The 25861-nt window shown below is 69.7% G+C and carries 21 protein-coding genes; 14 read left to right on the forward strand and 7 right to left on the reverse strand.

The features are described from left to right. A partial coding sequence (locus AB8M46_RS32685; protein ID WP_394362726.1) for a DUF222 domain-containing protein occupies positions 1–663 on the reverse strand: 663 nt, incomplete at its 3' end. Positions 664–894: 231 nt separating this feature from the next. On the opposite strand from AB8M46_RS32685, the gene AB8M46_RS32690 reads away from it, so the two are divergent. Next, positions 895–2451: an alkaline phosphatase D family protein gene (locus tag AB8M46_RS32690; protein ID WP_394362727.1), complete on the forward strand. Its 1557-nt coding sequence runs from the start codon at positions 895–897 to the stop codon at positions 2449–2451. Here AB8M46_RS32690 and AB8M46_RS32695 read toward each other — a convergent pair. Then, positions 2405–3298, reverse strand: a complete 894-nt coding sequence (locus AB8M46_RS32695; protein WP_394362728.1) for an NAD(P)-dependent oxidoreductase — start codon at positions 3296–3298, stop codon at positions 2405–2407. The two genes, AB8M46_RS32690 and AB8M46_RS32695, sit on opposite strands and share 47 nt — an antisense overlap. Positions 3299–3410: 112 nt before the next feature. Between AB8M46_RS32695 and AB8M46_RS32700 the strand changes: the two genes are divergently transcribed. From AB8M46_RS32700 to AB8M46_RS32715, 4 genes are all read left to right on the forward strand, one after another. Then, on the forward strand, positions 3411–3758 hold the full coding sequence (locus AB8M46_RS32700; RefSeq protein ID WP_037342702.1) for a helix-turn-helix domain-containing protein: 348 nt from the start codon (positions 3411–3413) through the stop codon (positions 3756–3758). Between the two features lie 64 nt (positions 3759–3822). Then, entirely contained in the window at positions 3823–4233 is a 411-nt protein-coding gene (ndk, locus tag AB8M46_RS32705) for a nucleoside-diphosphate kinase (RefSeq protein WP_005158515.1), read from the forward strand. A gap of 55 nt (positions 4234–4288) precedes the next feature. Beyond that, the gene (locus tag AB8M46_RS32710) at positions 4289–5032 is read left to right on the forward strand and encodes a maleylpyruvate isomerase family mycothiol-dependent enzyme (RefSeq protein WP_394362729.1); all 744 of its coding nucleotides are present in this window, start codon (positions 4289–4291) and stop codon (positions 5030–5032) included. Positions 5033–5159: 127 nt separating this feature from the next. Continuing rightward, positions 5160–8504, forward strand: a complete 3345-nt coding sequence (locus tag AB8M46_RS32715) for a phosphodiester glycosidase family protein (RefSeq protein WP_394362945.1) — start codon at positions 5160–5162, stop codon at positions 8502–8504. A 59-nt stretch (positions 8505–8563) separates the two neighbouring features. Here AB8M46_RS32715 and AB8M46_RS32720 read toward each other — a convergent pair whose 3' ends face one another. Next, positions 8564–9574, reverse strand: coding sequence for a M14 family zinc carboxypeptidase (locus AB8M46_RS32720; RefSeq protein WP_394362730.1), 1011 nt, complete (start codon positions 9572–9574; stop codon positions 8564–8566). A 118-nt stretch (positions 9575–9692) separates the two neighbouring features. On the opposite strand from AB8M46_RS32720, the gene AB8M46_RS32725 reads away from it, so the two are divergent. From AB8M46_RS32725 to AB8M46_RS32735, 3 genes are read left to right on the forward strand one after another with little or no spacing between them, the layout of a single operon-like run. Next, a complete protein-coding gene (locus AB8M46_RS32725; RefSeq protein ID WP_051972852.1) occupies positions 9693–10607 on the forward strand; it encodes an ABC transporter ATP-binding protein in 915 nt (304 codons plus the stop codon). Continuing rightward, the gene (locus tag AB8M46_RS32730) at positions 10607–11422 is read left to right on the forward strand and encodes an ABC transporter permease (protein WP_394362731.1); all 816 of its coding nucleotides are present in this window, start codon (positions 10607–10609) and stop codon (positions 11420–11422) included. Before AB8M46_RS32725 ends, AB8M46_RS32730 begins: the two co-directional genes overlap by 1 nt. A 1-nt stretch (position 11423) precedes the next feature. Next, entirely contained in the window at positions 11424–12251 is an 828-nt protein-coding gene (locus AB8M46_RS32735; RefSeq protein WP_037342719.1) for an ABC transporter permease, read from the forward strand. A 4-nt stretch (positions 12252–12255) separates the two neighbouring features. Here AB8M46_RS32735 and AB8M46_RS32740 read toward each other — a convergent pair whose 3' ends face one another. Further along, positions 12256–13686: a S8 family peptidase gene (locus AB8M46_RS32740; RefSeq protein WP_394362732.1), complete on the reverse strand. Its 1431-nt coding sequence runs from the start codon at positions 13684–13686 to the stop codon at positions 12256–12258. 524 nt (positions 13687–14210) lie between these two features. On the opposite strand from AB8M46_RS32740, the gene AB8M46_RS32745 reads away from it, so the two are divergent. The 5 genes from AB8M46_RS32745 to proB all read left to right on the forward strand — a co-directional run bounded on the left by AB8M46_RS32745 (position 14211) and on the right by proB (position 20722). After that, a complete protein-coding gene (locus tag AB8M46_RS32745; RefSeq protein ID WP_394362733.1) occupies positions 14211–17255 on the forward strand; it encodes a translation initiation factor IF-2 N-terminal domain-containing protein in 3045 nt (1014 codons plus the stop codon). 173 nt (positions 17256–17428) lie between these two features. Continuing rightward, the gene (rplU, locus tag AB8M46_RS32750) at positions 17429–17743 is read left to right on the forward strand and encodes a 50S ribosomal protein L21 (RefSeq protein ID WP_005158538.1); all 315 of its coding nucleotides are present in this window, start codon (positions 17429–17431) and stop codon (positions 17741–17743) included. Positions 17744–17781: 38 nt separating this feature from the next. Continuing rightward, positions 17782–18039: a 50S ribosomal protein L27 gene (gene rpmA, locus AB8M46_RS32755; protein ID WP_007034782.1), complete on the forward strand. Its 258-nt coding sequence runs from the start codon at positions 17782–17784 to the stop codon at positions 18037–18039. A gap of 113 nt (positions 18040–18152) precedes the next feature. Continuing rightward, positions 18153–19616 (forward strand): GTPase ObgE, encoded by a 1464-nt coding sequence (gene obgE / locus AB8M46_RS32760; protein WP_037342724.1) that lies wholly within the window; start codon positions 18153–18155, stop codon positions 19614–19616. Beyond that, positions 19613–20722, forward strand: coding sequence for a glutamate 5-kinase (gene proB / locus AB8M46_RS32765; protein ID WP_394362734.1), 1110 nt, complete (start codon positions 19613–19615; stop codon positions 20720–20722). The genes obgE and proB overlap by 4 nt, the downstream gene beginning before the upstream one ends. 15 nt (positions 20723–20737) lie before the next feature. Here the strand turns inward: proB and AB8M46_RS32770 are convergent, their stop codons facing one another. Continuing rightward, positions 20738–21367 carry a TetR/AcrR family transcriptional regulator gene (locus AB8M46_RS32770; protein WP_394362735.1) on the reverse strand — a complete coding sequence of 210 codons (630 nt, stop codon included), beginning with the start codon at positions 21365–21367 and terminating at the stop codon, positions 20738–20740. 92 nt (positions 21368–21459) lie between these two features. Between AB8M46_RS32770 and AB8M46_RS32775 the strand changes: the two genes are divergently transcribed. Then, positions 21460–22734: an FAD-dependent oxidoreductase gene (locus AB8M46_RS32775; RefSeq protein ID WP_394362736.1), complete on the forward strand. Its 1275-nt coding sequence runs from the start codon at positions 21460–21462 to the stop codon at positions 22732–22734. Here the strand turns inward: AB8M46_RS32775 and argS are convergent. Together argS and AB8M46_RS32785 are read right to left on the reverse strand one after the other, a co-directional pair. Continuing rightward, positions 22729–24453, reverse strand: coding sequence for an arginine--tRNA ligase (gene argS / locus AB8M46_RS32780; RefSeq protein WP_394362737.1), 1725 nt, complete (start codon positions 24451–24453; stop codon positions 22729–22731). The two genes, AB8M46_RS32775 and argS, sit on opposite strands and share 6 nt — an antisense overlap. Before the next feature lie 70 nt (positions 24454–24523). Next, positions 24524–25810, reverse strand: coding sequence for an MFS transporter (locus tag AB8M46_RS32785; RefSeq protein ID WP_038517199.1), 1287 nt, complete (start codon positions 25808–25810; stop codon positions 24524–24526). Between the last annotated feature and the right edge of the window lie 51 nt (positions 25811–25861).

Genomic DNA, 25861 nt, shown 5'->3' on the forward strand with positions numbered 1-25861 from the left:
GGGTCTTCGCTGCCCCCAGGTTTCGAACAGGGCGTTCGCGCGGGCCCCGAATTCCGGATCCAGTAAGCCGTTGAGCCGCCACCACCCGTCGTCACGCTTCCGTAAATACACTTCGCGTGAGGGTGGTTTGAGGTCTTCGTCTTTGGGTTCGTTGCCGTCGGGGTCGAGATGGGCCAAGAGGTCGGCGCCGACGTTGGCGATCTCTTGCGGTCCGGCGTGGCGGGCCAGGGTGACCAGGATCTGCTCCGCGCCGGTCCGGTCATCGGCTGAGACCTCGTCCGGGATTTTCTTCAGCACCGCGAGGATCGGATCCAGCTGCTGATGCCCCAGGTCGCCTTCCGCCGCGGCGGCCCCGGCGATCGGCGCGAACGCCGGGGCGGGAGTGCCGTCCAGGTTCCGGCTCTCGTTCACAGCCAGCGCGCGGGCCACCGTGTCACCGGCTTCTTTCGGGCTGATCCGCGCGGTCTCGGAAAACCAGCCGGCGGTCGAGCCGTGCCCGAACAACTCCATCGGGCCGCGGGATTCGATCTCGACCAGAAACTGCCCGACCTCCGCCAACGCCTGCCGCGCCACCGACAACCGCTCCACCACACCATGCGCCAGCTCCCGCGCACCGGCACGCCACAACTCCCGCGGCGGTTCGAGGATACGTTGTCCGGACACCCCACGAGAATACCAAGGAATCGAACAAGTATTCGAATCGAAAGTTAGAAATCGTGTGGAAATTGGTTCACATTCCCTGGGAACCGAAGCGCGCTTCGCTGGCTATAACGCACGAAGCACGTCAAGTCGAATAGAGTCGCGGAGAACGCCGGAATGGCTACCGTCCGTTCGTTCATCACCGCGCAAACCGCCGTTGGCCCACCGGCCGTGGCCGCGGGATAGAACCGCGCCATGACCGCAACCCACCACAACCGCCGCACGCTGCTCAAAGCCGGTCTCACCGGCGCCGGAGCGGTCGCGGGCGGCCTGCTCGTCCCGGGAACCGCGACGGCGAACCCGGTTCCGCTGCTCCGCCGTGACCGCCCGGTGCTCACGCACGGTGTCCAGTCCGGCGACGTCACCACCGGCTCCGGCATCGTCTGGTCGCGCGCCGACCGGCCGTCGCGGCTGATCGTGGAGGTCTCCCGGGATCCGTCGTTCCGGCACGCGCGCCGCGTGCGTGGTCCGGTCATGAACCCGGAGACCGGCGGTACGGGCAAGGTCCGTGTCGCGGGGCTCATGCCGGGGACCGAAATCCACTACCGCGTGACCGCGGAAGACCTCGACGGCCGCACTCGCAGCGAGGCCCTCACCGGTCGCTTCACCACCGCCCCCGTCGGCCGCTCCGACGTCCGGCTGCTGTGGTCCGGTGACGTCGCCGGGCAGAACTGGGGCATCAACCCCGAACTCGGCGGTATGACGATCTACCGCGCGATGGCCGAGCGCCGCCCGGACCTGTTCCTCCATTGTGGAGACACGGTCTACGCCGACGCGCCGCTCACCGAGACCGTAGCGCTGCCCGGCGGGCGGGTGTGGCGCAACATCGTCACCCCGGAGAAATCGAAGGTCGCCGAGACGCTCGACGAGTACCGCGGCCAGTTCGCCTACAACATGCTCGACGAGAACCTCAAGCGCTTCACGGCGAGCGTGCCCGCCTATGTCCAGTGGGACGACCACGAAGTCGTGAACAACTGGTACCCGGGGGAAATCCTCAACGACCGCCCCGAATACACCGAGAAGCGCGTCGACGTGCTCGCCGCGCGGGCGTTCCAGGCGTTCCACGAATGGCACCCGATCGACCGCCGCCAGGCCGTCGACGGCCGTGTGTACCGCAACTTCCGGCACGGCTCGCGCGCCGAGGTCTTCGTGCTGGACATGCGGACCTACAAGGACGCCAACACCGCGGACCAGACCAAGCCGGGCCGCATCCTCGGCGACCGTCAGGCCCGCTGGCTCGTCGACGCGCTCGACCGCAGCACCGCGACCTGGAAGATCATCCAGGCCGACCTCCCGATCGGCCTCACCGTCCCGGACGGCAAGGCCATCGAGGGCGTCGCCAACGGCCTTCCCGGCGCTCCCGGCGGTCGCGAGACCGAGCTCGCCTGGGTGCTGCGGGAGATCTCGCGGCGCCGGGTGCGCAACGTCGTCTGGCTGACCGCCGACGTGCACTACACCGCGGCGCACCACTACTCGCCGGATCGCGCTTCCTTCACCGAGTTCGACCCGTTCTGGGAGTTCGTCTCCGGCCCGCTCAACGCCGGCGCGTTCGGCCCGAACAAACTCGACCCGACCTTCGGGCCGGAAGCGGTGTTCGTGCACGCCCCGCCCGCCGCGAACACCTCGCCCGCCGACGGTTTCCAGCACTTCGGCGAGGTGAACATCGACGGACGGAGCGGCGCGCTCACGGTCGACCTGAGGGACGCTACGGGCGCTTCTCTGTGGTCGAAGACCCTGCAGCCCCAACGCTGAGCACTTCCGTCAGCACCGCGATGCTGAGATCGCCGTGCCCGGCCTCGGCGGCCCGCCGCACGAGGTCGTGCATCGGCCGCTGCCAGCCGACGTCGACGCCTTCCTCGGCCAGTCCGAGGTCGGCGGCGGCGCCGGCGTGGAAGATGTTCACCGAGGCCGCCGGATCCGAGTAGTCGCCGCTGTCGATTTCCTTGGCGTACATCGGAAGCACCGAGATGATCATCTCGAACCACTTGGTGGCGTACGGCAGGAGCGTCTCCGCTTCGAGGCCACGCGACCGCAACGCGGCGGCACCCTGGAAGAACCCGACCAGCGCGGGCAACAGGGTGCCGCCGACGGCCGTTTCGTACAGTGCCGCCAGATCGGTCTCCTCGCCGAGGTGGACGGTGTCGCCGCCCAGCACCCGCAACGTTTCCCGGTGCTCGTCGAAGACGGTCTTGTCGCCGCCGTAATACAACAGGGTGTCCGGCGCTCCCACAGCGGACGGCACGTTCTTGATCGCGCCGTCGAGGTAGCGCGCGCCGCGACCCGTCGCCCATTCGGCCATCCGGCGCGCTTCCACCGGCGAGCCGCTGTTCAGGGTGACCAAAGCACGTCCGGTCAACGAGGCCGCTTCCAAAGCCGCGCGAGTGTCTTCGTAAGTCGTCAGGCAGGCGATGGTCAACGGGCTCGCCCGCACCGCGTCGTCGGCCGTCGCGGCCAGGATCGCTCCCCGCGCGACGAGAAGATCGGCCTTCGAGGCCGTCCTGTTCCACACGGTGGTCGGATGCCCGGCCGCGAGGAAGGCGCCCGCGAGGGCCGAGCCCATCGAGCCGAGGCCCACGACGGTCACCGGTGTCTTCGGCATTTTTCGCTCCAGTCAAAGGAAATCTTCGAGATGACTCCATGCTGGGTGGTCGCGTACATTCGATCAAGTACCTACTATTTTGCCGGGTACCGACAAAAAGGTAAGTGACACGATGACCAAGAACCGCACGTTCACCTGCGGCCTCGACGCCGCGATCGCCGTCATGGGCGGCAAATGGAAAGGGCTCATCCTGTTCGCGCTCCAGGACGGCCCGCTGCGCTTCGGGGAGCTGCGGCGCGCGGTGCCCGGCATCAGTGAACGGGTGCTGATCCTGCAGTTGCGCGAGATGGAGACCACCGGACTGCTGCATCGCGAGGTGTACCACCAGGTTCCGCCCAAGGTGGAGTATTCGCTGACGGAGTTCGGGGATTCCCTCAACACCGCGATGGCCGCGCTCGGGGAGTGGGGCGAGGAGCACCTCGAGCGCATCGAGGCCATTCCCTGGTCCGACGTGAAGTGAGCGGAGAAGCACCCAGTAGGCTCCGGGCGAATAGCACGAATCCCACCCAAGGAGAAATACCGCCGTGACTGAACGCACGCTGGTCCTCGTCAAGCCCGATGGCGTCGCGCGCGGCCTCGTCGGCGAGGTCATCGCTCGCATCGAGCGCAAGGGCCTGAAGCTCGCCGCCCTCGAACTGCGCACCGTCGAGCGCTCGGTCGCCGAGGAGCACTACGCCGAGCACAAGGAGCGCCCGTTCTTCGGCGACCTCCTCGAGTTCATCACCTCGGGCCCGCTGGTCGCGATCGCCGTCGAGGGCCCGCGCGCCATCGCCGCCTTCCGTCAGCTCGCCGGCGGCACCGACCCGGTCGAGAAGGCCACCCCCGGCACCCTGCGCGGCGACTTCGCGCTGGAGACCCAGTACAACCTGGTGCACGGTTCGGACTCCCCGGAGTCGGCCGAGCGCGAGCTCAAGCTCTGGTTCCCCGAGGTCTGACACACTCGTGGGTGGCGCGGGAAGACCGCGTCACCCACGGACCTGGGGGTTGTCGATGACACCGGACGAGTACCTGGCACGACTGCGGGAACTCACCACCGGTTTCGCGCAAGTGGCGCGCACCGGGGACCACGCCGCGCCCGTGCCGTGCTGCGGCGACTGGCGCCTGCGTGACCTGGTCGTCCACCTCGGCAACGTCCACCGCTGGGCGGCCGGGATCGTGCGCACCGGCGAACTCGCCCCGCAGAGCTTCGAGGACGAACCCGGCACGGACCTCGCCGCCTGGTACCGCGAAAGCGCCGAAGAGCTCATCGAGGCACTGCGCGAGGCATCTCCCGAAGACGGCGCCTGGAACTTCACCGCCGCCGCCAAGACCAAGGCCTTCTGGTTCCGCCGCCAGGTCCACGAGACCGCGGTGCACCTGCTCGACGCCCACCGCGCGGCAGGGACCGAATACACCCTCGACCCGGCCATCGCCGCCGACGGCGCGGACGAGGTCCTCCTCGGCATGCTGCCGAAGGTGAAGCGCTGGCACACCCCGCCCGTGGTCACCGTTCCGTTGCTGCTGAAGACATCCGACACCGGACACGCCTGGTTGATCACACCGCCGGGTGAAACCGACGTCCCCGGCTCGCGGCGGGCGGATCCCGCCGAAGCGGCCGGCGCCGTCGTCGAAAGCACCGCGGAAGCGCTGGACCTGCTGCTGTGGCAACGGATCGAGATCGACGGGGCGGATATCGAAATCACCGGTGACGCCGCGGCGGCGAAGACCTTCCTCGCCGGGCCTTTCACGCCCTGACCTTCGCGCCCTACGCCGTTCGGTTCACGTTCACCTCGGGGTCTTCTCCTGGCGGTCCGCGTCCGCTGTGCTGAGCGATGCTGCCTGTCACTCGATCGTGGGGTAATCCGTGAGAAATTCACGCCTGTTGTTGCTCGCTGCCCTGCTGCCCGGATCGTTCGTCGCCACACCGGCGCACGCCGATCCCTTGGCCGCTCCACTCGGTCCGGTGCCCGTCGAAGCCGCCCCAGCGGCCTCTTCGGCGAAGGAGGGCCCGTCCGCGTACGCCGTGGCCGCGCCCGACGACGGTCTCGTCACCACCAGCGCGACTTCGCGCGTGGCGCCGGGCCTGAGTCTCACCGAGTTCGACCGGTACGACCCGGCGGGCTGGATCCGCGGCGACACCCTCGCCGTCGATCTCACCAGTAAGACCCTCAAGCCGACGTACCTCAGCCCCGGCACGGTTTCCGCGCGGACGCCGCTTTCGCAGCAGGTCGCCAGGGCCGGTGCGGTCGCCGGGGTCAACGGGGACTTCTTCGACATCAACGCCAGCGGGGCGCCGATCGGCGTCGGCGTCGACGCCGGGAAACTCCAGACGGCGCCCGCGCGCGGCCACAACCTGACCGCGTCGATCACCGAAGAAGGCAAGGCGCGGCTCGCGGAGGTGTTCCTCGAAGCGTCGGTGACCCTGCCCGACGGCAAGGTCGTGCCCGCCTCGAACTTCAACAGCCCGGTGCTGAGCGGCGACGCGATCGGCGTCTACACGCCGTTGTGGGGCGCGTCCTCGCGGCGGACCTCGGTCGCGGGCGCCCGGAGTGTCGTCGAGATCGAGGTGTCCGGCGGCGTGGTCACCCAGGTGCGGCCGCAGCCCGCCGACGGTCCGATCGCCGCGGGGGCGACGATCCTGCTCGCCCGTGACGGCGGCGTCGACGCGTTGTCCGGCTTGAAGACCGGCGACAAGGTGGGCGTCGCGTACGCGCCGAAGAGTGACGCGGGCAAGCTGTCCGTCTCGGTCGGCGGGAACAAGGTCCTGCTGCGTGACGGCGCGGTCCAGCCGGTCGACAACGTCGCCATGCACCCCCGGACCGCGGTCGGGTTCTCCGCAGACGGCACGAAGATGTGGCTGGCCACGGTCGACGGCCGCCAGGCGGACAGCCGCGGCATGACCGAACTCGAACTCGCCCGGCACATGAAATCGCTCGGCGCGGACGACGCCCTCAACCTCGACGGCGGCGGCTCCTCGACGATGCTCGCCCGTGAGGAGGGCGAGAAGTCGCCGCTGGTGCGCAATGCGCCGTCGGACGGCGGGGAACGCCTGGTGCCCAACGGGATCGGCGTCGCCACCGTGCCGGGAAGCGGGCGGCTGACCGGATTCGCGCCCGCTCCCGCGCAGGACACCACGGACGCGTCACGTGTGCTTTCCGGGCTGACGCGAAAGCTCGTCGCGGGGGGCCACGACGAGACCGGCGCCGCCGTCGATGGCAAGGTCCAATGGCTCAGCACCAATCCCTTCCGCGGCACCGTGACCGGTGGTGTGTTCACCGCGCACGCCGACCGGCTCCGGCCCGACGCTCCCGCGAACGTCGATGTCTACGCGAAACGCGGCGGCGTCCTGGGCAAGACCACGCTGAACGTTCTCGGCTCACCCGTCCGGCTGGGCACGAGCACCGAGCAGGTCGCGCTGTCCGGCGAAGGCGCGAAGAGCACGTTCAAGGTCTTCGGCTACGACGCCGACGGTTATGGCACGTGGATCGAGCCCGACGACGTCAAACTCGACTACGACCCCGCCGTGGTGAAGATCGAACCGTCCGGTGACGGGTTCTCGGTGACGGCGCTGAAGGCGTCCGGCGCTTCGGCGATCACCGCCACCGCCGGCGGGAAGGTGACGCATCTGGCGGCTTCGGTCGGCACGGAATCCCGGGTCGCCGCACCGTTGGACGGCCCCGCGGGCTGGACCGCCAGCGTCTTCCCGTCCGTCGTCGGCGCCGCGCTTTCCGAGGCGCCCGGCCGTGACGGTGGACGCGGTCTCGCGCTGGACTACCGGCTGAACGGGACCAACGCCACGCGCGCGGCCTACGTCAATTCGGCGTCGCCGCTCGCGGTGCCGCCCGGCACCCAGCGTGTCGGCCTGTGGGTCAACGGCGATGCGAAGGGTGCTTGGCTGCGCGCGGAACTCCGTGACGCCGCCAACGTCCCGTCCGTCGTGGACCTGTCGCTGAGCGTCGACTGGACGGGCTGGCGCTACGTCCGCGCGGCGATCCCGGCCGGGCTCCCCGGCGGGCAGCGGCTGACGAAGTTCTACGCCGTCGAGAACGTCCCGGACCAGCAGTACGAAGGACGGCTGGTCTTCGACGACCTTACCTTCGAGGTCGCGCCCGCGGCGGCCGTCCCCGCCGACCCGGCACCGCGTGACCCGGCGCTGATCACCGACGGCGTCGCGACCGGAGGCCTGCGGATCGCCGTGGTCAGCGACGCGCAGTTCACCGCCGACCAGCCGGACGGTCCGCTGGTCGCCCAGGCGCGGCGCGCCCTGCGCGAGGCGGTGGCGGCGAAACCGGATCTCGTGCTGATCAACGGCGACTTCGTCGACCGGGGCACGGCCGCCGATTTCGTGCTGGCCCGCTCGATCATCGATGAGGAACTGGTCGGCAAGGCGCCCTGGTACTACGTTCCGGGCAACCACGAGGCCGACGGCGGGCACGGGCTCGCGGAGTTCCAGGCGGCGTTCGGGGAGACCCATCGCGTCGCCGACGTCGCCGGGATCCGGCTGGTGCTGATGGATTCCTCGCGCGGGTCGCTGCGCGCGGGCGGATTCGATCAGATCCGGATGCTGCGCGAGGCACTGGACGGGGCGAAGGCGGACCGGCGGATCCGCGGCGTGGTCGTCGCGATGCACCATCCGGTGAAGGACCCCAGCGCGAGCGGGAATTCGCAGCTGGCCGACCGCAAGGAAGCCGCCATGCTGACCGGCTGGCTGACCGCGTTCGAACGCGAGTCGGGCAAGCAGACGGCCGCGATCGCCTCGCACGCGGGCGTTTTCAACCTGTCGAGGGTCGACGGCGTGCCGTACCTGGTGAACGGCAACTCCGGGAAGTCGCCCGCGGCGGCGCCGGGTGACGGCGGGTTCGTCGGCTGGACGATGGTCCGCTTCGAGCCGGGCGACAAAGCGCAGCCCGTGCGGTTCGAGACGCGGCCGAACGTCGACGCGCTGACGCTGTCCGGGCCCTCGTCGCTGGCGCGCGGGGAGAAGGCGGACGTCCGGGCCGTGGTGACGCAGGGAGCGCGTCAGGTTCCGGTCTCGTACCCGGTGAGCGCGAACTGGAAGGGCGGCTGGGGCACGCATGTGGCCGGCGGATTCCTGCCCGCGATGCCGTGGGACGTCGTGTCGTTCGATCCGGCGAGCGGGGTGCTGACCGCGCTGCGGCCGGGGACGGCGAACCTCTCAGTGACCGTCAACGGGGTCACGAAGAGCCTCTCGGTCACCGTCCGCTGATGCTAGGAACGGTCCTTTCCTTGCAAATTTCGCAAGGAAAGGACCGTTCCTAGCACGCGTCAGGCGGCTTCGTGCGCCTCTTCGACCGTCCCCGGCAGCGCCGGCCCCCTCGGCGGGATCGCGTCGGCGGCGGCCGGGTCCACGCTCCGCACCGAACCGTCGGCCGCGGCCCGCGCGATCGCGAGCATCGAGGCCCGCGCGTCCTGGATCTGCTGCTGTTCCCGCTCCGGGATGAGGCTCAGCTCGATCAGCACGCTGCCGTTGCCGAGCAGCCCGTAGCCGTTGCGCGCGATGCCCTGGTAGTCGCCGCCGGGATACTGCGAGACGTAGCCGCCGTTACCGTCGATCGACCGCTGCACCACCACCGCGATCTGCTTCGCGAAGTCCACATCGGACGGTTTCACGCCCGGATTCGTCGGCCACAGCGTGGAAGCCGTGATTTCCCTGCCGTTCGCGTCACGGTAGCGGCCTTGCATGTGGTAGTCGACCATGATGTCCGGCTTGAACTCCGCGTTCCTCCGCTGGATCAGGCCCGCTTCGGTGGCCGGGTTGTCCTTCGGCGCGACGGCCGGGTCGTGGTAGCGGTTGATGTCGTACCCCTTGCCCTTCTCGCCGTATTCGGGAGTGGCGTCCGGGTCGTAGTTGTAGCGCCAGTCGCGCTCGTGCCCGTCGGGGTTGGCGCGCACGACGATGTCGACGGTCACCTTCGCGAGCAGTTTCCGCGCCCACGCGCTGTTCCCGACGCCGACCTCGCGCAGGAACTCGAGCGCGGCGGGCGTGCCGAGCGGCTCGTCGCCGTGCTGCTGGGTGACGTACTGGATCCGGGTCTTGCCGTGGCCGACCCTGGCCGCCCACACGGGACGGCCCTCGTTGCTGCGGCCGATCTTGTCGACGCGGATCTTGCCGTGGCTGAGCGCCGCCAGCTTGTGCAGTTCGAAGGCCAGCTTCGCGGTGGACGGCCGCGGGTCCACAGTGGCCGCACGGGTCTCGGCCGCCTGCGCGGCGGGCGCCACCAGGAGCCCGGCACTGACAAAAACGGACAACAGGGCGATTTTGGGCTTGAGACTCATGGTCGGTGAGTATCGACGAGCGGGCAACGGCCGACAAGGGCCCGGATAAACCGGTCGAATTTTGTCGGTGGCAGGTCCTAGGGTGCCTACCGTGGGTGACTCGGAGCACGAACCGGCGATGGTGCAGGCGAAGGCGTTGGTCAAGCGTTTCGGCGATTTCGAGGCCGTACGCGGGATCGACGTCGAGGTCCGCCCGGGGGAGGCCTTCGGCTTCCTCGGGCCCAACGGCGCGGGCAAGTCCTCCACCATGCGCATGATCGCGAGCGTCTCCCCGCGCACCGACGGCGACCTGCGGGTCCTCGGGATGGATCCGGACGTCGAGGGGCCGAAGATCCGTGCCCGGCTCGGCGTGGTGCCGCAGCAGGACAACCTCGACACCGAGCTCACCGTCCGGCAGAACCTGCAGATCTACGGCCGCTACTTCGGCCTTTCCCGCGCGCACGTACGGAGCAAGGCCGAGGAGCTGATGGAGTTCGCCCAGCTCACCGACCGGGCGAACGCGGAGGTCGATTCGCTCTCCGGCGGGATGAAGCGGCGGCTGACCATCGCGCGGTCCCTGGTCAACGACCCGGAGCTGCTCCTGCTCGACGAGCCGACCACGGGCCTCGACCCGCAGGCCCGGCACCTGTTGTGGGACAGGCTGTTCCGGCTCAAGGCGGGCGGGACCACGTTGATCATCACCACGCATTACATGGACGAAGCGGAACAGCTCTGCGACAGGCTGGTCGTGATGGACAACGGCCGGATCGCCGCCGAGGGCTCGCCCGCGGATCTGATCAGCCGGTATTCCACCCGCGAGGTCGTGGAGCTGCGCTTCCCGAACGGCGAACAGGAGGCGGCCGCGAAGCGGATCGAGGGCCTCGCCGAACGCGTCGAGGTGCTGCCGGACCGCGTCCTGCTCTACACGATGACCGGTGAGGCCACCCTCGAACAGGCGCACGCGCGCGGGCTGCGTCCGCTGTCGAGCCTGGTCCGCCGCAGTTCGCTGGAGGACGTCTTCCTCCGCCTCACCGGCCGGACGCTGGTGGACTGATGACCGCAGCGCAGACGAAGGCGTCGACGGGCCGCGTGGTCTCGCGCTGGGCGGGAGCCTGGCTGCGGGTCGAGGGCCATTGGATGTGGTACCGCCGGTACTGGGTGTCCACTTTGTACTCGACGGGCCTGCAGCCGGTGCTGTTCCTGGCCGCGATGGGGCTCGGTTTCGGCTCGCAGGTCCAGGCCGGTGCGGCGACGGGCGGCTTCTCGTACCTGGAGTACGTCGCCCCGGCGCTGCTCGTGGCGGGCGCCGCGCAGCTGGCGGTGGGGGAGTCGAGCTACCCGGTGCTGTCGGGGTTCAAATGGCAGCAGGACTACATCGCCGTCACCGCCACCCCGATCACGCCGGGGCAGGTGCTCGGCAGTCAGATCATGTGGGTGAGCCTGCGGCTGACCCTGGCGGGCACGATCTACGCCGTCATCGCGGCGCTCTTCGGTTCGTGGACGGGTTTCGGCGTGCTCGCCGTCATCCTGATCGGCACGCTCACCGGTATCGCGTGCGGCACCCCGGTGATGGCGCTGGCCGCGACCACCTACGACGAGGGCACCCGGTTCGGCCTGGTGTTCCGGTTCATCCTGATCCCGATGACGTTGTTCTCCGGCACGTTCTTCCCCATCTCCGAACTGCCGGCCCCGCTGATGTGGATCGCGTGGATCTCCCCGCTGTGGCACGGCAACGAGGCCGCCAGGGCGGTCAGCCTCGGCACCGTCGGCCCGCTCGCCACGCTGGGCCACCTCGCCTTCCTGGTCGTCCTGGCCGGGGTGGGCTGGGCGCTGGCGCACAAGTACTTCTACCGACGGCTGGTGGTCTGAAATGGCGGTGCTCACCGAAGCCCCGCGTCGCGGGGTGCTGCTGCGGATCCTGCCGTCCGCGCTGTACAGCGGCCGGTCGACGGCGGTGCTGGAGCGGACCTTCCTGACGTACTCGCACGCCTGGATGCTGTTCGTGTCCGGCGTTTTCGAGCCGCTGTTCTACCTGATGGCCTTCCAGCTCGGCTTCGGCAAGCTCGTCGGCGAGGTCGTCGGGCCCGGCGGCCAGGCGATGAGTTACGTCGCGTTCGTCGCGCCCGGCCTGCTCGCGGCGTCCGCGATGAACGGCGCGATCCTCGACTCGACGTACAACCTGTTCTTCAAGCTGAAGTACGCCAAGCTGTACGACGCCATGCTCGCCACCCCGATCGGGCCGCTGGACATCGCGCTCGGCGAGGTCGGCTGGTCGGTGCTGCGCGGCGGGATCTACTCGGCGACGTTCCTCGGCGTGATGACCGTGATGGGACTGCCCGGGTCGTGGTGGGCCCTGCTGATGATCCCGGCGGCGCTGCTGATCGCGATGGCGTTTTCGGCCATCGGCATCGTGCTGGTGACCTTCCTGCGGTCGGTGTCGCAGTTCGACTACATCAACCTCGTGCTGATGCCGCTGTTCCTGTTCTCCACGACGTTCTACCCGCTTTCGGTGTACCCGGCGGGGATCCAGTGGATCGTGCAGATCTTCCCGCTGTACCACGGCATCGAGCTGATGCGCGGGCTCTCGGCGGGCGTTCTGTCGTGGGGCATGGTCGGGAACGTGGCGTACCTGGTGGCGCTGGCCGCGGTCGGGATCTACGCGTCCTCGAAGCGGTTCGGCAAGCTCCTGCTGCGCTGACCCGTCACCGGGCCGGGTTCGAGCCCGTTCGCCGGGGCGCCACCGCGGCCAGCGCGTCGACCATGCCGTGCCCGTAGAAGCCGTTGAACCCCGCGTACCCGGTGCAGTACGCGTCCTGCGAGCCGTCGCCGGTCAGGTCGTAGTCGGCGGGACACGCGATCGGGGTGGCGTGGGCGTCCAGCGTCCGCCGCAGCTGGCGGGCGCTGTAGCCGGGATGCTTCGAAGCGAGCAACGCCGCGACACCGGCGACGTGCGGCGCCGCCATCGACGTCCCGCACAGCGGTGCGTACCCGCCGGGAACGGTCGAAAGCACGCACCGCCCGGCCTCGCCGCCCGGAGCGGTCACGTCGATCACGCCGAGCCCGTACGAGCTGTACCCGGCCTTGACCCGCTCTTCGCTCACGGACGACACCGCGACGACGTCCCGCAGACCGGCGGGCAGCGCCTGACAGCCTTCGGCCGGGCGCCGGGCACCCGAACGCGGGGACGGCACCAGCTCGGCGGCTTCGTTGGTCGCCGCCGCGACGTTGAGGGTGCCGGCCGAGGTCGCGTACTCGACGGCGCGGGCCATGACCTCGTTCACGACGCCCCGTTTGTCGTCGTGGGCGCACGAGAGCGACCACGGATCGACGAAGTAGCTGCTGTTCGTCACCGCCATGCCCTGTGAAACGGCCCACATCAGCCCGCAGACGGCGGCTTCGGGGTCGGCGTACCCGCGATCGTCGATCACCTTCACCGAGGCGATCCGCACGCCGGGCGCCACCCCGGTGACCCCTTTGCCGTCGTCGGCGGCGGCGATGATCCCCGCGACGTGGGTGCCGTGCACCGACGTGGTCGCGGCCCAGTTCCGGTCGGGCGCGCCGGTCAGGCAGCCCGCGGACTTGCCGGGGTCGAGGGTGTTCGCCAGGTCGGGGTGGGTGGGGTCGACGCCGGAGTCGAGGACGCCGACGACGACGTCCGGGCTGCCCGGTTCGATCGCGTGGGCCTTGTCGGCGCCGATCGCGCGCATGTCCCACTGCTCGCCGGTGCGGTCGGCGGAGGGCACCTTCGCCGGATCCGTCGGTTCGAGTTCGGCGCGGGCGGGCGCGGATCTGGCCGGTGACGTGCCGTTGGCCCGTTGCACGGCCAGCCGTTCGGCCTGCGCGCTGAAGGCGGCGGCCGGCCGGACCAGCTCGGCGAAGTCCCGGTCGGCCGAGGTCGCCACGGCCACGGCGATCTGCGGGTAGTAGACGGTCGTGCTGCCACAGCCCTCGGCGACGGCCGCCCTGGCCTCGGCTTCGGGAGTGCCCTTGTCGAAGGCGACGACGTAACGCAGGGCCCGTCCCTGGGGATGACACGAGGACTCGGCCTCGGCCGTCGCGACAGCGGCGACCGAACCGCAGAGCACCACGAAGGCGCACACGGCCGCTCGCAGGGACCGCCCCAGCAGGGACACCGGACCTCCCACCGGAGAACATCGGACGACGGGGGCACCGCTGCCTACGCGTCAGTACCCCCGAGCGGCACGCTAGCCACCCTCGGCCGGGTCGACAAGCTCTCCCGCGAAGTTCGCTCGGCCGGTGGCCGCGGCGCGCCCGGGAGCCAGGTGTGTGGCACCGAGTACACCGGAGTGGGGCCGGGGTGTGGGATACTCGCGGTGGCCGCTGGCCGACGGGCACACGTGAGAGGTGGCGCTCGCGGTCTCGTGGCCCGGTGGTGTGCTGCACATCCTCCACACGCGTCGCCGCTGTATGCGGCTCGACGACGTGGCGGGCGGCCCGATGTCGCGAACGTGGCCAGCGCTCCGCCGAGCAGACCTTCAGCCGTACGCGGCGCCCGGACAACCCCGGCGCCGTCGCGGTCCGGGCAAGGATTCCCGCTGCTGGTGACCACCACGGCGGAACGAACAGAAAGGGGCCCCTGCGCGGCCGCGTCGAGCCGGTGAGAGCCAGCCGACGCGCCCGGGGGCGGAGGAGATATATGTCGAACGCGGACACACCCGCCGTCACCGGCGGGAATACCGCCACACCCAGCGCAGGCCAGCTGGGCGAACTGCCGCCCCGGATCCGGGTGCACGCGCTGGCGAAGCTGCTGGGATCCAACAGCCGTGAACTGATGGCCAAGCTCGGTGAGCTCGGCGAGACCGTGCGCAGCGCGCAGTCCAGCGTCACCCGCGAGGTCGCCTTCAAGCTCGCCGAAGCCCTCACCGGGGGAGACGAGCCCGAAACGACTCCCGTCGCCGAGACCCCGGCGGCTCCCGAGCCCGAGGTCAAGGCCGAGCCGGAGCCCGAGCCGGAGCCCGCTCCGCAGGTGGAGGCCCCCTCGCGGCGCGTTCCGCCCGCGCTGGCCGCCCCCGTGACCCCGGAGCCGCCGGAGCGGACGACCAGGCCGTCGAAGGTGGCCGCACACCTCCCGGTGTTCGCCGCGCCGTCGCCGGTGTTCCTGCCGCCGGAGCCCGTCGCGGCGAAGCCCGCCCGCAAGCCGGAGCCCGCCTTCGCGCCGACCGAGGAAACCGCTTCCGACGAGGACGAGACGCAGGCGGAGCAGGCCGAAGGCCAGGGCACCGACGAGGACGGTGACGACGCCAACGGCCGTCGCCGCCGTCGTCGCGGACGCCGTGGCCGTGGCCGGGGCAAGGGCGGCGACGAGGGCTCGGCCGAGTCCGAGAACGAGGACGAGCAGTCCGAAGAGGCGCGAGCCCCGCGCGGCCGTCAGCAGCGCGCGAAGGACAAGGACGCCGAGACCGAAGAGGCCGGCGCCGAGAGCACCGAAGAGGCCGCTGCGGAGCCCGATTCGGACAACGAGGGCGATTCGGACAGCGGTAGCAAGCGTCGCCGTCGTCGCCGTCGTCGCAAGGGCGGGGATGACGACACCGCCGAGGCCACCAGCGACGACCCGCCCAACACGGTCGTCCACGTGCGCCAGGCCAAGGCCGCCGAGACCGAGCGCCCCGCGCGGGACGAGGTCCGCAGCGTGCGCGGCTCGACCCGGCTCGAAGCCAAGCGCCAGCGCCGCCGGGACGGCCGCGAGGCCGGCCGTCGTCGTGCGCCGATCCTGTCCGAGGCCGAGTTCCTCGCCCGCCGCGAGTCGGTCGAGCGCACCATGGTCGTCGCCGAGAAGGGCGAGTCCACGCAGATCGGCGTGCTCGAGGACGGCGTCCTGTGCGAGCACTTCGTGACGTCGTCGGGCACCGGCTCGATCGTCGGCAACGTGTACCTCGGCCGCGTGCAGAACGTGCTGCCGTCGATGGAGGCCGCCTTCATCGACATCGGCCGCGGCCGCAACGCCGTGCTCTACGCCGGCGAGGTCGACTGGGACGCCGCCGGTCTCGAGGGCAAGGCCCGCAAGATCGAGCAGGCGCTCTCCACCGGCGATTCCGTGCTGGTCCAGGTCACCAAGGACCCGGTCGGGCACAAGGGCGCCCGGCTGACCACGCAGATCTCGCTGCCGGGCCGCTTCCTGGTCTACGTGCCCGCGGGTGGCGCCACCGGTATCTCCCGGAAGCTCCCGGAGAACGAGCGCCGCCGCCTGAAGGACATCCTCAAGCGCATCGTCCCCGAGGACGCCGGTGTGATCATCCGCACCGCTTCCGAGGGCATCAGCGAGGAGGAGCTGGACCGGGACGTCCGCCGCCTCAAGGCGCAGTGGGACGTCATCAAGGAGAAGGCCGAAGCCGGCAACGGCGGCAAGAAGAACAGCGCCCCGGTCATGCTCTACGAAGAGCCGGACCTGCTGGTCAAGGTCGTCCGGGACCTGTTCACCGAGGACTTCGCCAAGCTGGAGATCCAGGGCGACAAGGCCTGGGACACCATCTACAACTACGTGCAGCACGTGGCGCCGGACCTGGCGGATCGCGTCAAGCGGTACACGGGCACCGGTTCGGCCTTCGCCGACCACCGCATCGACGAGCAGATCACCAAGGCGCTGGACCGCAAGGTCTGGCTGCCCTCGGGTGGCTACCTGGTCATCGACCGCACCGAAGCGATGACGGTCATCGACGTCAACACCGGCAAGTTCACCGGATCGGGTGGCAACCTCGAGGAGACGGTGACCAGGAACAACCTGGAGTCGGCGGAGGAGATCGTCCGTCAGCTCCGGCTCCGGGACATCGGCGGCATCATCGTCATCGACTTCATCGACATGGTGCTCGAATCCAACCGCGAGCTCGTGCTGCGGCGGCTGACCGAATGCCTCGGCCGCGACCGCACGCGTCACCAGGTCGCCGAGGTCACCTCGCTCGGCCTGGTGCAGATGACCCGCAAGAAGATCGGCACCGGGCTGCTCGAGGCGTTCTCGACGCCGTGCGAGCACTGCAAGGGCCGCGGCGTGGTCGTCTCGACCGAGCCGCAGCGCACCGGTGGCGGCGGCAACGGTCACAACCACGGCAACGGCGGCGGTGGCGGCAAGGAGCAGGGCTCCCGCCGGTCCCGCGGCCGGGGCAAGGGTGAGGACCAGGGGCAGGGCCAGAACGAGCCCGCCGCGGCCAAGGTTGAAACGCCTCCGCCCGCCCAGCGCGAGTCGGTGGTTTCGGCGGTCCAGGCCGTGGCCAACGCCACGAAGGCGGCCAAGGGCGAGCACGCGCACGAGGTCACCGAGAACGTCGAGGGCGCCGCGCTGAACGGGCACGCCCCGCAGGCTTCGGAGCCCGTGGCCGAAGCGACCGTCGAGCAGGCGGCCGAGGCGGCCGCTGAGCCGGTCTCCGAGCCGGTCGCCGAGGCGCCCGCGACGGAACTCGCCGGTGAGCCGGTGACGACTCCGGACGACGAGGCTCCGGCCGTGCGCGAGGAAGAGATCGCCGTCGTCGCGGAATCGGGCCCGGAGCCCGAAGCGCCCGAGGTGCCGGTGACTCCTGAGGCTGTTGTGACAGAAGAGGTTTCCGAGCCCGAGACTCCTCCCGCTCAGGAGGAGACCGAGCCCGAGGTGGACGTTCCGGCCCCGGCCGTGCGCTCCACCACCCGCCGTCGTCCGCGACGGGCGGCCTCACGGCCGGCCGGTCCGCCGGTCAAGGCGTCGGAAAAGAGCTAGTGAACACCTAGGGGCACCCCGGTGTGATCGCACCGGGGAGCCCCACGTAACCTGTAGAACGGCCCGCCACCTAGAGCGGGCACCTTGCGCAGCATCTGGACCACCCACAGAGAACTTCTGGGTGGGCCGATCACGCAAGCCCCCACCCGTTGTCGAGTAAGCAGGAGACTTCCGTGTCGGCGTACGCGATCGTCAAGACTGGCGGCAAGCAGTACAAGGTGGCCGTCGGCGACGTCGTCGAGGTCGAGAAGCTCGAAGGCGAGCCGGGTACAGAGCACACCTTCCCCGCAGTCCTTTTCGTGGACGGTGGCGACGTCACCACGGACGCCGACGCGCTGGCGAAGGTCTCGGTCACCGGCAAGGTCGTCGAGCAGACCAAGGGTCCGAAGATCCGGATCCACAAGTTCAAGAACAAGACCGGCTACCACAAGCGCCAGGGTCACCGGCAGAAGCTGACCCGCGTCGAGGTCACCGGCATCTCCAAGTAGGACTTTCTCCGGATCTTCGTCAGAAAGAGGATTGAGCCATGGCTCACAAGAAGGGTGCGTCCAGCTCCCGCAACGGTCGCGATTCGAACGCGCAGCGGCTGGGCGTCAAGCGCTACGGCGGCCAGGAAGTCAACGCGGGCGAGATCCTGATCCGCCAGCGTGGCACCAAGTTCCACCCCGGCGTGAACGTCGGCCGTGGCGGCGACGACACGCTGTTCGCGCTGGCCGCCGGTGCGGTCCAGTTCGGCGAGAAGCGTGGCCGCAAGACGGTCAACATCGTGCCGACCGAAGCCTGAGTTCCGGCTTCGAGTTAGAACCTCTGACGAGGGGTGGGGCCGGAATATCCGGGCCCACCCCTCGTTTGTTTTGTGTATCCCCCTTTCTTTTCGCGAGTGAATAGAGGCAAGTCATGGCGTCCCGGTTCGTGGACCGAGCGGTGATCCATCTGGCCGCCGGCGACGGTGGGAACGGCTGCGCCTCGGTGCACCGCGAGAAGTTCAAGCCCCTCGGCGGCCCGGACGGCGGCAACGGCGGCAACGGCGGCGACGTGCTGCTGGTCGTCGATCCGAACGTCCACACGCTGCTCGACTTCCACTTCCGCCCGCACGCCCGCGCCGGCAACGGCAAGCTGGGCCAGGGCGGCAACCGCGCCGGTGCGGCGGGGGAGACGCTGGAGATGCGCGTCCCGTCCGGCACCGTCGTGATGACCGAGGACGGCGAGATCCTGGCCGACCTCGTCGGACCGGGAACCACCTTCGTCGCCGCCCAGGGTGGCCGTGGCGGCCTCGGCAACGCGGCGCTGGCCTCCAAGGCCCGCCGGGCGCCCGGGTTCGCGCTGCTGGGCGAGCCGGGGGAGACCCGCGACCTCGTCCTGGAGCTGCGTTCGGTCGCCGACGTCGGGCTGCTGGGCTTCCCGTCCGCGGGCAAATCGTCGCTGATCTCGGTGCTGTCCGCGGCCAAGCCGAAGATCGCCGACTACCCGTTCACCACCCTGGTGCCGAACCTGGGCGTGATCACCGCCGGATCGACCGTGTTCACCATGGCCGACGTGCCGGGGCTGATCCCGGGCGCGAGCGAGGGCAAGGGGCTCGGCCTCGACTTCCTGCGTCACATCGAACGCTGCGCCGTGCTGGTGCACGTCGTCGACTGCGCCACCTTCGAGCCCGGTCGCGACCCGCTGTCCGACATCGACGCCCTCGAAGAAGAGCTGGCCCGCTACACCCCGAGCCTCGGCGGCGACCTCGCCGACCGGCCGCGGGTGGTGGTGCTGAACAAGATCGACATCCCGGACGCCGCCGAACTCGCCGAGTTCGTGCGCCCGGAACTGGAAGCCCGCGGCCTCAGCGTGTTCGAGATCTCGACCGCGTCGCGGCAGGGACTGAAGGAACTGACCTACGCGCTCGCCGCCGTCGTCGAGAAGTACCGCGCCGACCAGCCCGCCCCCGAGCCGGCGAAGGTGGTGCTCCGGCCGATGGCCGTCGACGACGCGGGCTTCACCGTCGAACTCGACCCGGAGGAGGAAGGCGCGTTCATCATCCGCGGCTCCCGTCCGGAGCGGTGGATCCGGCAGACCAACTTCGGCAACGACGAAGCCGTGGGTTACCTCGCGGACCGGCTCAACCGGCTGGGTGTCGAGGAAGTACTGGCACGCAAGGGCGCCGTACCGGGCAGCCCCGTCACCATCGGCGACGTCCAGTTCGAATGGGAGCCGTCGACCCCGGCCGGGGTCGCGGTGCACCTGTCGGGCCGGGGCACGGACGTGCGGCTGGAGAACACCAGCCGCGTCGGTGCCGCCGAGCGCAAGGAAGCCCGCCGGATCCGTCGTGACGGTCCGGACGGCGTCGAAGACGAAGACGAGATGGACGACGAGTGAGCTCAACCCGGGTGGCGATCGCCGACGCGAAGCGTGTGGTCGTCAAGGTCGGTTCCTCCGCACTGACCACCGCCGGCGACGGTCTCGACGTGGCCAGGCTGGACGCCTTGGTGGACGCGATCGCCGACCGGGTCTCCCGTGGCACGCAGATCGTGCTGGTGTCCTCGGGCGCGATCGGCGCGGGACTCGCGCCGCTCTCGCTCGGCAAACGACCGCGTGACCTCGCCACCCAGCAGGCCGCGGCCAGCGTCGGGCAGCTCGCGCTGGCCCACGCCTACGCCGAGTCGTTCGGCCGGTTTTCGTTGACGGTGGGCCAGGTTCTGCTGACTTCGGACGACGTCGTGCGCCGTGCGCACTACCGCAACGCGCAGAACACGTTCACCCGGCTGCTGGCCCTCGGCGCCGTTCCCGTGGTCAACGAGAACGACACCGTGGCCACCGAAGAGATCCGCTTCGGCGACAACGACCGACTTGCCGCGCTGGTGGCGCATCTGATCGGCGCCGACGCTCTCGTTCTTTTGTCCGATGTGGACGGTCTGTACGACGGGGACCCCCGTGACGGCGCGACCCGCAAGATCGCCGAAGTCGCCGGGGAGTCCGATGTGGACGGCATCACCGTCGGCATGTCGAGTTCCGGGCTCGGCACCGGCGGCATGGTGTCGAAGCTCGCCGCCGCCCGCACCGCCGCCGGCGCCGGGATCCCGGTCCTGCTCGCCGCCGCTTCCGAAGCCGCCCACGCTCTGACCACCGCCGAGGTCGGCACGGCGTTCGCCGCCGCGGACTCCCGGCTGTCGGCCCGCCGGTTCTGGCTGGGTTACGCCGCGGGCGCGTCCGGGAAACTGCATCTCGACGACGGCGCGGTCGCGGCCGTCGTCCGCCGCCGTCGCTCGCTGCTGGCCGCCGGGATCACCGGAGTCGACGGCGACTTCCAGGCGGGCGACGTCGTCGATCTGGTCGATCTCCGGCAGCGGACCGTGGCGCGTGGCGTCGTGGCCTTCGACGCGGGCGAACTGCCCGACCTCATCGGCCGCTCCAGTCACGACCTGCCCGCGGAGCAGCGTCGCGAGGTCGTCCACGCGGACGATCTCGTTCCCCTCCGGCGCTAGGGCCCAGGCCCGGCGTCAGGGCGAATCGGCGAGGTGGCCGACCACGCGCGCCAGCTGTTCGCCGTAAGCCTCGGCGAACTCGGCCGACTGGGGGTCCTGGCCCGAAACGGCCCGGACGACGCGGGGCAGCGCCAGCGCGGCACTGGACGCGGCCATGAAGATCACCAGCAGGAACGCCGGGTCGAGATCGGCGGGGAAATCGCCCGCGGCCTGACGCGCTCGTACGTACTCCACCTGCCGCTGGAGGAATTCGCGCTGCCCCTCGACGCCGATCGCGTCGGGGGCGCCGTCGGTCAGGTTCTCCCAGAGGAACAGCTTGGCGAGGTCGTGGTCCCGGACTCCCGACCGGGCGAAGAACCGGACGACTTCTGCGAACGGTTTCTCGTGGTCGGCGACCGCGGCGTAGTCGCCGTACATCGTCGCGGTCAGCGCGTTGTACAGCCCTTCCTTGCCGCCGAAGTAGTACGAGATCAGCTGCTTGTTCACGCCCGCTCTCGCGGCGATCTCGCTGACCCGTGCCGCGGCGTAGCCCTTCGCGCCGAACTCGGCCTTCGCCGCCTCCAAGAGCTGGGCCTTCGTGCGCTCGGGATCGCGCTGGCGTTCGACGGGGGCGCGGCGAGGGCTGCGCGCGGCGGCTTCGGACATGCGGTTCAGCTTAGCCGCTGACTCTTTCAAACGTACGGTTGACACTATCATCCGTATGGTTGATAGTTGTCGGCGGAGAGAGGAGAAATCCCATGACCACGAGAATCGCGATCATCGGCGGCGGAACGGGCGGTCTCTGCTTGGCGCAAGGGCTGCGCAAGGCGGGAATCGACGTGTCCGTTCACGAACGCAGCCGCACCCGGACCGAACGTCTGCAGGGCTATCGCGTGCACATCAACCCGCACGGCGCCGCGGCCCTGCACGAATGCCTGCCGCCCGAGCTCTGGCAGCGGTTCCTGGACACCACCGGCACCACGAGCGGCCCGTTCTCCTTCGTGACGGAGCGGCTGCGCGACCTGATGGTGATCGACGCCGAGCTCACGTCGAGCCCCGATCCCGCGTCGAACCATCATTCGGTCAGCCGGATCAGCCTGCATCAGGTGCTGTCCGACGGGCTCGAAGGAGTTCTGCACCACGGCAAGGAGTTCGTCGGCTATCGCCGTGAAGGCGAGGTGGTCGTCTGCGAGTTCGCCGACGGCAGCACCGTCGAAGCCGACTTGGTCATCGGCGCCGACGGGGCCAATTCCCGTGTGCGCAAACAGTTCCTTCCGGATGCCGAGCGAGTGGACACGGGAATCATCGCGATCGCGGGAAAGCATCCGCTGACCGAAGAGACGCGCAGGCGTTTACCCGCCCGGCTCACCGACGGTCCGAGCATGGTGATGCCGCGTACCGGGGCTGGCTTGTTCACCGCGCCGCACGAGCTGTCCGGCGCCTCGTCGGTGAACGACGAAACGGCGGACTACGACCCAGTTCTGTTCGACAACACCTCGAGTTACATCATGTGGGCGTACGCGGCGGACGACCGGCGCTACCCGAGCGACCTGTCCTCATTGGACGGTGCCGCGCTGCGGACCCTGGTGCTGGACCTGATCGACGGCTGGGATCCCGCGTTCAAGGAACTGGTCGCCGGTTCGCCCGAGCAGGCGGTCTCCCGGCTGCCGATCTTCACCTCGAAGCCCGTCGAGCCGTGGCCGACGAGCAACGTCACCTTGCTCGGCGACGCGATCCACAGCATGACCCCGTTCCGCGGGATCGGCGCGAACACCGCGCTCCGGGACGCGCAACTGTTGTGCCGCAACCTCGTCGAAGCCCGCAAGACCGGCGCGGTGCGCTCCGCGGTCGCCGACTACGAGCAGAAGATGCGTGACTACGGCTTCGCGGCGGTGCGCGACTCGGAACGCAGCGCTCGCCAGTTCGTGTCGGAGAACCGGGCGGGCCGCACGATGGCGCGAGGGATGTTCCGCTTCTTCCAGGCGGTCCCTCCGCTGAAGCGCAAGGTCTTCAGCGACCACGGCGACTCATAGCCGGGCGGGGGTGGAGATGCCCAGCAGGGACAGGCCCAACGTCAGCGTCTTCGACGTGAGTTCGGCCAGCAGCAGTCGTGAGTCACGGACGCCGTCGCCTTCGGCGTCCAGCACCGGGCACTGTTCGTAGAACCGCGAGAAGACGACCGCGGTCTCGTACAGATAGGTGCACAGTTTGTGGGGGAGATGTCCGGCGGTCGCCGCGCCGACCGCTTCGGGGAAGCGGGTCAGCGCGAGTGCCAAGGCACGCTCCGCGGGATGGCCGATCAGGACCCGCGCGCCGGCGAGGTCCTGATCCGCTTTCGCCAGCACGGAACGGATCCGCGCGTTGGCGTACTGCAGATAGACCGACGTGTTCCCGCTCTTGGCGAGCATCCGGTCCCAGGAGAAGACGTAGTCACGTTCGCGATCGCCGGAAAGGTCGGCGTACTTGATCGCGCCGATCCCGATCGCCTCGGCGACCTCTTCCCTGATTTCGGGGGAGAGGTCGGCCCGGTCGTCGATGACCTCGGCGGCGTGGGAGATCGCTTCGGTGAGCAGGTCGGAAAGCCGGACCGACTCGCCCGCCCGGGTCTTCATGGCGCGGCCGTCCTCACCGAGTACCGAGCCGAACCCGACGTGCTCGGCTCGGTGCTCCTCGCGGAGCCAGCCGGCGGCCCGGCATACGGCGAACACCATCGCGAAATGCTGTGCTTGCGGCGCGCCGACGACGTAGAGCAGATCGGTGACCTCGCGTTGTTCCGTCCAGTACCGCAGGGTCGCGAGATCGGTGGCCGCGTAGCCGTAACCGCCGTCCCGCTTCCGCACGATGAGCGGCAGCGGATCGCCTTCCCGGTTGCGGAAACCGTTGGGAAAGACGCACACCGCGCCGTCGCTGATCTCGGTCAGCCCGGCGGCGTCCAGATCGTCCACGACCGCGGCGAGCAACGGGTTGTAGAAGCTCTCGCCGTAGACGTCCTCACTCGCCAGGCCGATCCCGAGAAGTTCGTAGACCTGGGTGAAATGCCGTGTCGATTCGTCGACCAGACGTTGCCACAGCGACAGCGTCTCTTCGTCACCGCTTTGCAGGAGCACCACCCGCTCACGCGAGCGGGTCGCGAAGCCGTCGTCGGTGTCGAACTTCGCCCGGGCGGCCCGATAGAAGCCGTTGAGGTCTCCGATCGCGTACGCGCCGGACGGGCGTTCGTCGAGCAGATGCTCGATCAGCATGCCGAACGGAGTGCCCCAATCGCCGAGATGGTTGTGCGGGACGACCTCGTGTCCGGCGAACCGTGACAGCCGGACGATCGCGTCGCCGATGACGGTCGACCGGAGGTGCCCGACGTGCATTTCCTTCGCCACGTTCGGGCTGCTGTAGTCGACGGCGATCCGGCGGGGCCGCGGCGTCGCCGGGACACCCAGCCGTGGGTCGCCGTTGAGCGCGGTCGTCCGCTCGGCCAGCCACGACGAGCGCAGGGTGACGTTGAGGAAGCCCGGCCCCGCGACCTCCGGTGGTTCGGCGAGATCGGCGACGTCGAGCCGCGCCGCGATGTCGGCGGCGATCTCCCTCGGTGGTTTGCCGAGCCGTTTGCCCAGGCTCATCGCGAGATCGCATTGATAGTCGACGCCGCTTTGCGCGGAGACCCGCACCAGGGCGGACGGCGGTTCGAAGTCGGTGACGTGGCGAAGAGCTTTCACCACGCGTCGCGCCAATTCCTCGCTTACATCGCCGAACAACACGGTGTCCCTCCTTCGCGCTCGTCGTAGGAGCGCGAGGGTAGCCACTACCCGCGTCGTCGGCGACGGAGTTTCAGCGAAGGTCGCTGCCCTTGGTCTCCGGCAGGGTCCGGATGACGAAGAACGCGATCACCGCTCCGGCGGCCACGTACCAGAAGAACAGTGTCGACAGCCCGGCGTCGGACAGTGCCGTGAGCACAAGGGGAGCGGTCCCGCCGAACAACGCGACGGTCAGGTTGTACCAGGCGCCGATGCCGAGGCCGCGCAGTTCGGTGGGGAACAGCTCGCTCATGATCGCGGGCGCGATCGACGTCATCGCCGTGTACAGGCAGAGCCCCACGCAGAACACGACCAGCAGACCCGGCAGGCCCGGCCGGACCAAAGTGGACAGCGGGACGATGAGGATCGCGGTCGCCGCCGCCCAGACGAGCAGCTGTGGCTTGCGGCCGAAGCGATCCGACAGGGCGCCCATCGGGTACTGGAGCGCGACGAACAACGCCGTCGCGATCGACAACGCGAGGAACACGTCGACGTCGTCGGCCTTGCGGGTCTTGACCGCGAACGAGGTCAGCGCGCTGAAGAACGTGTAGTAGCAAAGGGTCGACAGCATCGAGAAACCCACGAGCTGCACGACGGCCCGCGGGTGCTCGCGGAGGGTGGTGCGCAGCGGCCGCTCGACCCGGCGCGCCGTCGACTTCTTCTCCTCGAAGATCTCGGTCTCGGCGAGACTGCGGCGCAGCCACAGGCCGATGATGCCGAGAACGCCGCCGAGCAGGAACGGGATCCGCCAGCCGTACGCCGTCAGATCCGCCTTGGACATCGTCCTGGCGAGCACGAAGCCGAGGATCGAGGCGATCAGGACGGCGGAGCCGGTCGAGATGTAGAAGAACGCGGAGTACCGCCCGCGGCGGGCGGGTGGCGCGATCTCGCCGAGGTACGCCGACGCGTTGGAGACCTCGCCGCCGAGCGACAGGCCCTGCGCCACCCTCGCGAGCAGCAACAGGATCGGGGCCAGCCAGCCGACCTGGTCGAACGTCGGCAGGAGACCGATGGCCACCGAACCGCCCGCCATCAGCACGATCGTCAGGATCATCGCGGGCTTCCGGCCCTTGATGTCGGCGAAGCGGCCGAGCAACATCCCGCCGAGCGGCCGGAAGAAGAACGCCAGCGCGTACGTGGCGAAGGTGTTGATCAACGCCAGCGCTTCATTGCCCTTCGGGAAGAACTCGCTGGCGAAGTAGATGCTGAAGGTCGCGTAGATGGTCCAGTCGAACCATTCCAGCGCGTTCCCGACGCTGGCGGCGAACAACTTCTTCACCGGGAGCCGATGCCTCAGCCGCTCCGTCGTTGCGTCCGCCATCGGCACCTCCGTACTCGCGCGTGGACGGAACCTTGCCAGAAAGTCCCCGCG

Source organism: Amycolatopsis sp. SB7-3, assembly GCF_041021335.1.
Lineage (GTDB): Bacteria > Actinomycetota > Actinomycetes > Mycobacteriales > Pseudonocardiaceae > Amycolatopsis > Amycolatopsis japonica.

Bases quoted from the DNA above. Each gene is read 5' to 3' on its own strand.
- AB8M46_RS32690 (WP_394362727.1), top strand. From the start codon at position 895: ATGACCGCAACCCACCACAACCGCCGCACGCTGCTCAAAGCCGGTCTC.
- AB8M46_RS32695 (WP_394362728.1), bottom strand. From the start codon at position 3,298: ATGCCGAAGACACCGGTGACCGTCGTGGGCCTCGGCTCGATGGGCTCG.
- AB8M46_RS32700 (WP_037342702.1), top strand. From the start codon at position 3,411: ATGACCAAGAACCGCACGTTCACCTGCGGCCTCGACGCCGCGATCGCC.
- AB8M46_RS32710 (WP_394362729.1), top strand. From the start codon at position 4,289: ATGACACCGGACGAGTACCTGGCACGACTGCGGGAACTCACCACCGGT.
- AB8M46_RS32720 (WP_394362730.1), bottom strand. From the start codon at position 9,574: ATGAGTCTCAAGCCCAAAATCGCCCTGTTGTCCGTTTTTGTCAGTGCC.
- AB8M46_RS32725 (WP_051972852.1), top strand. From the start codon at position 9,693: ATGGTGCAGGCGAAGGCGTTGGTCAAGCGTTTCGGCGATTTCGAGGCC.
- AB8M46_RS32730 (WP_394362731.1), top strand. From the start codon at position 10,607: ATGACCGCAGCGCAGACGAAGGCGTCGACGGGCCGCGTGGTCTCGCGC.
- AB8M46_RS32735 (WP_037342719.1), top strand. From the start codon at position 11,424: ATGGCGGTGCTCACCGAAGCCCCGCGTCGCGGGGTGCTGCTGCGGATC.
- AB8M46_RS32745 (WP_394362733.1), top strand. From the start codon at position 14,211: ATGTCGAACGCGGACACACCCGCCGTCACCGGCGGGAATACCGCCACA.
- rpmA (WP_007034782.1), top strand. From the start codon at position 17,782: ATGGCTCACAAGAAGGGTGCGTCCAGCTCCCGCAACGGTCGCGATTCG.
- obgE (WP_037342724.1), top strand. From the start codon at position 18,153: ATGGCGTCCCGGTTCGTGGACCGAGCGGTGATCCATCTGGCCGCCGGC.
- AB8M46_RS32770 (WP_394362735.1), bottom strand. From the start codon at position 21,367: ATGTCCGAAGCCGCCGCGCGCAGCCCTCGCCGCGCCCCCGTCGAACGC.
- AB8M46_RS32775 (WP_394362736.1), top strand. From the start codon at position 21,460: ATGACCACGAGAATCGCGATCATCGGCGGCGGAACGGGCGGTCTCTGC.
- AB8M46_RS32785 (WP_038517199.1), bottom strand. From the start codon at position 25,810: ATGGCGGACGCAACGACGGAGCGGCTGAGGCATCGGCTCCCGGTGAAG.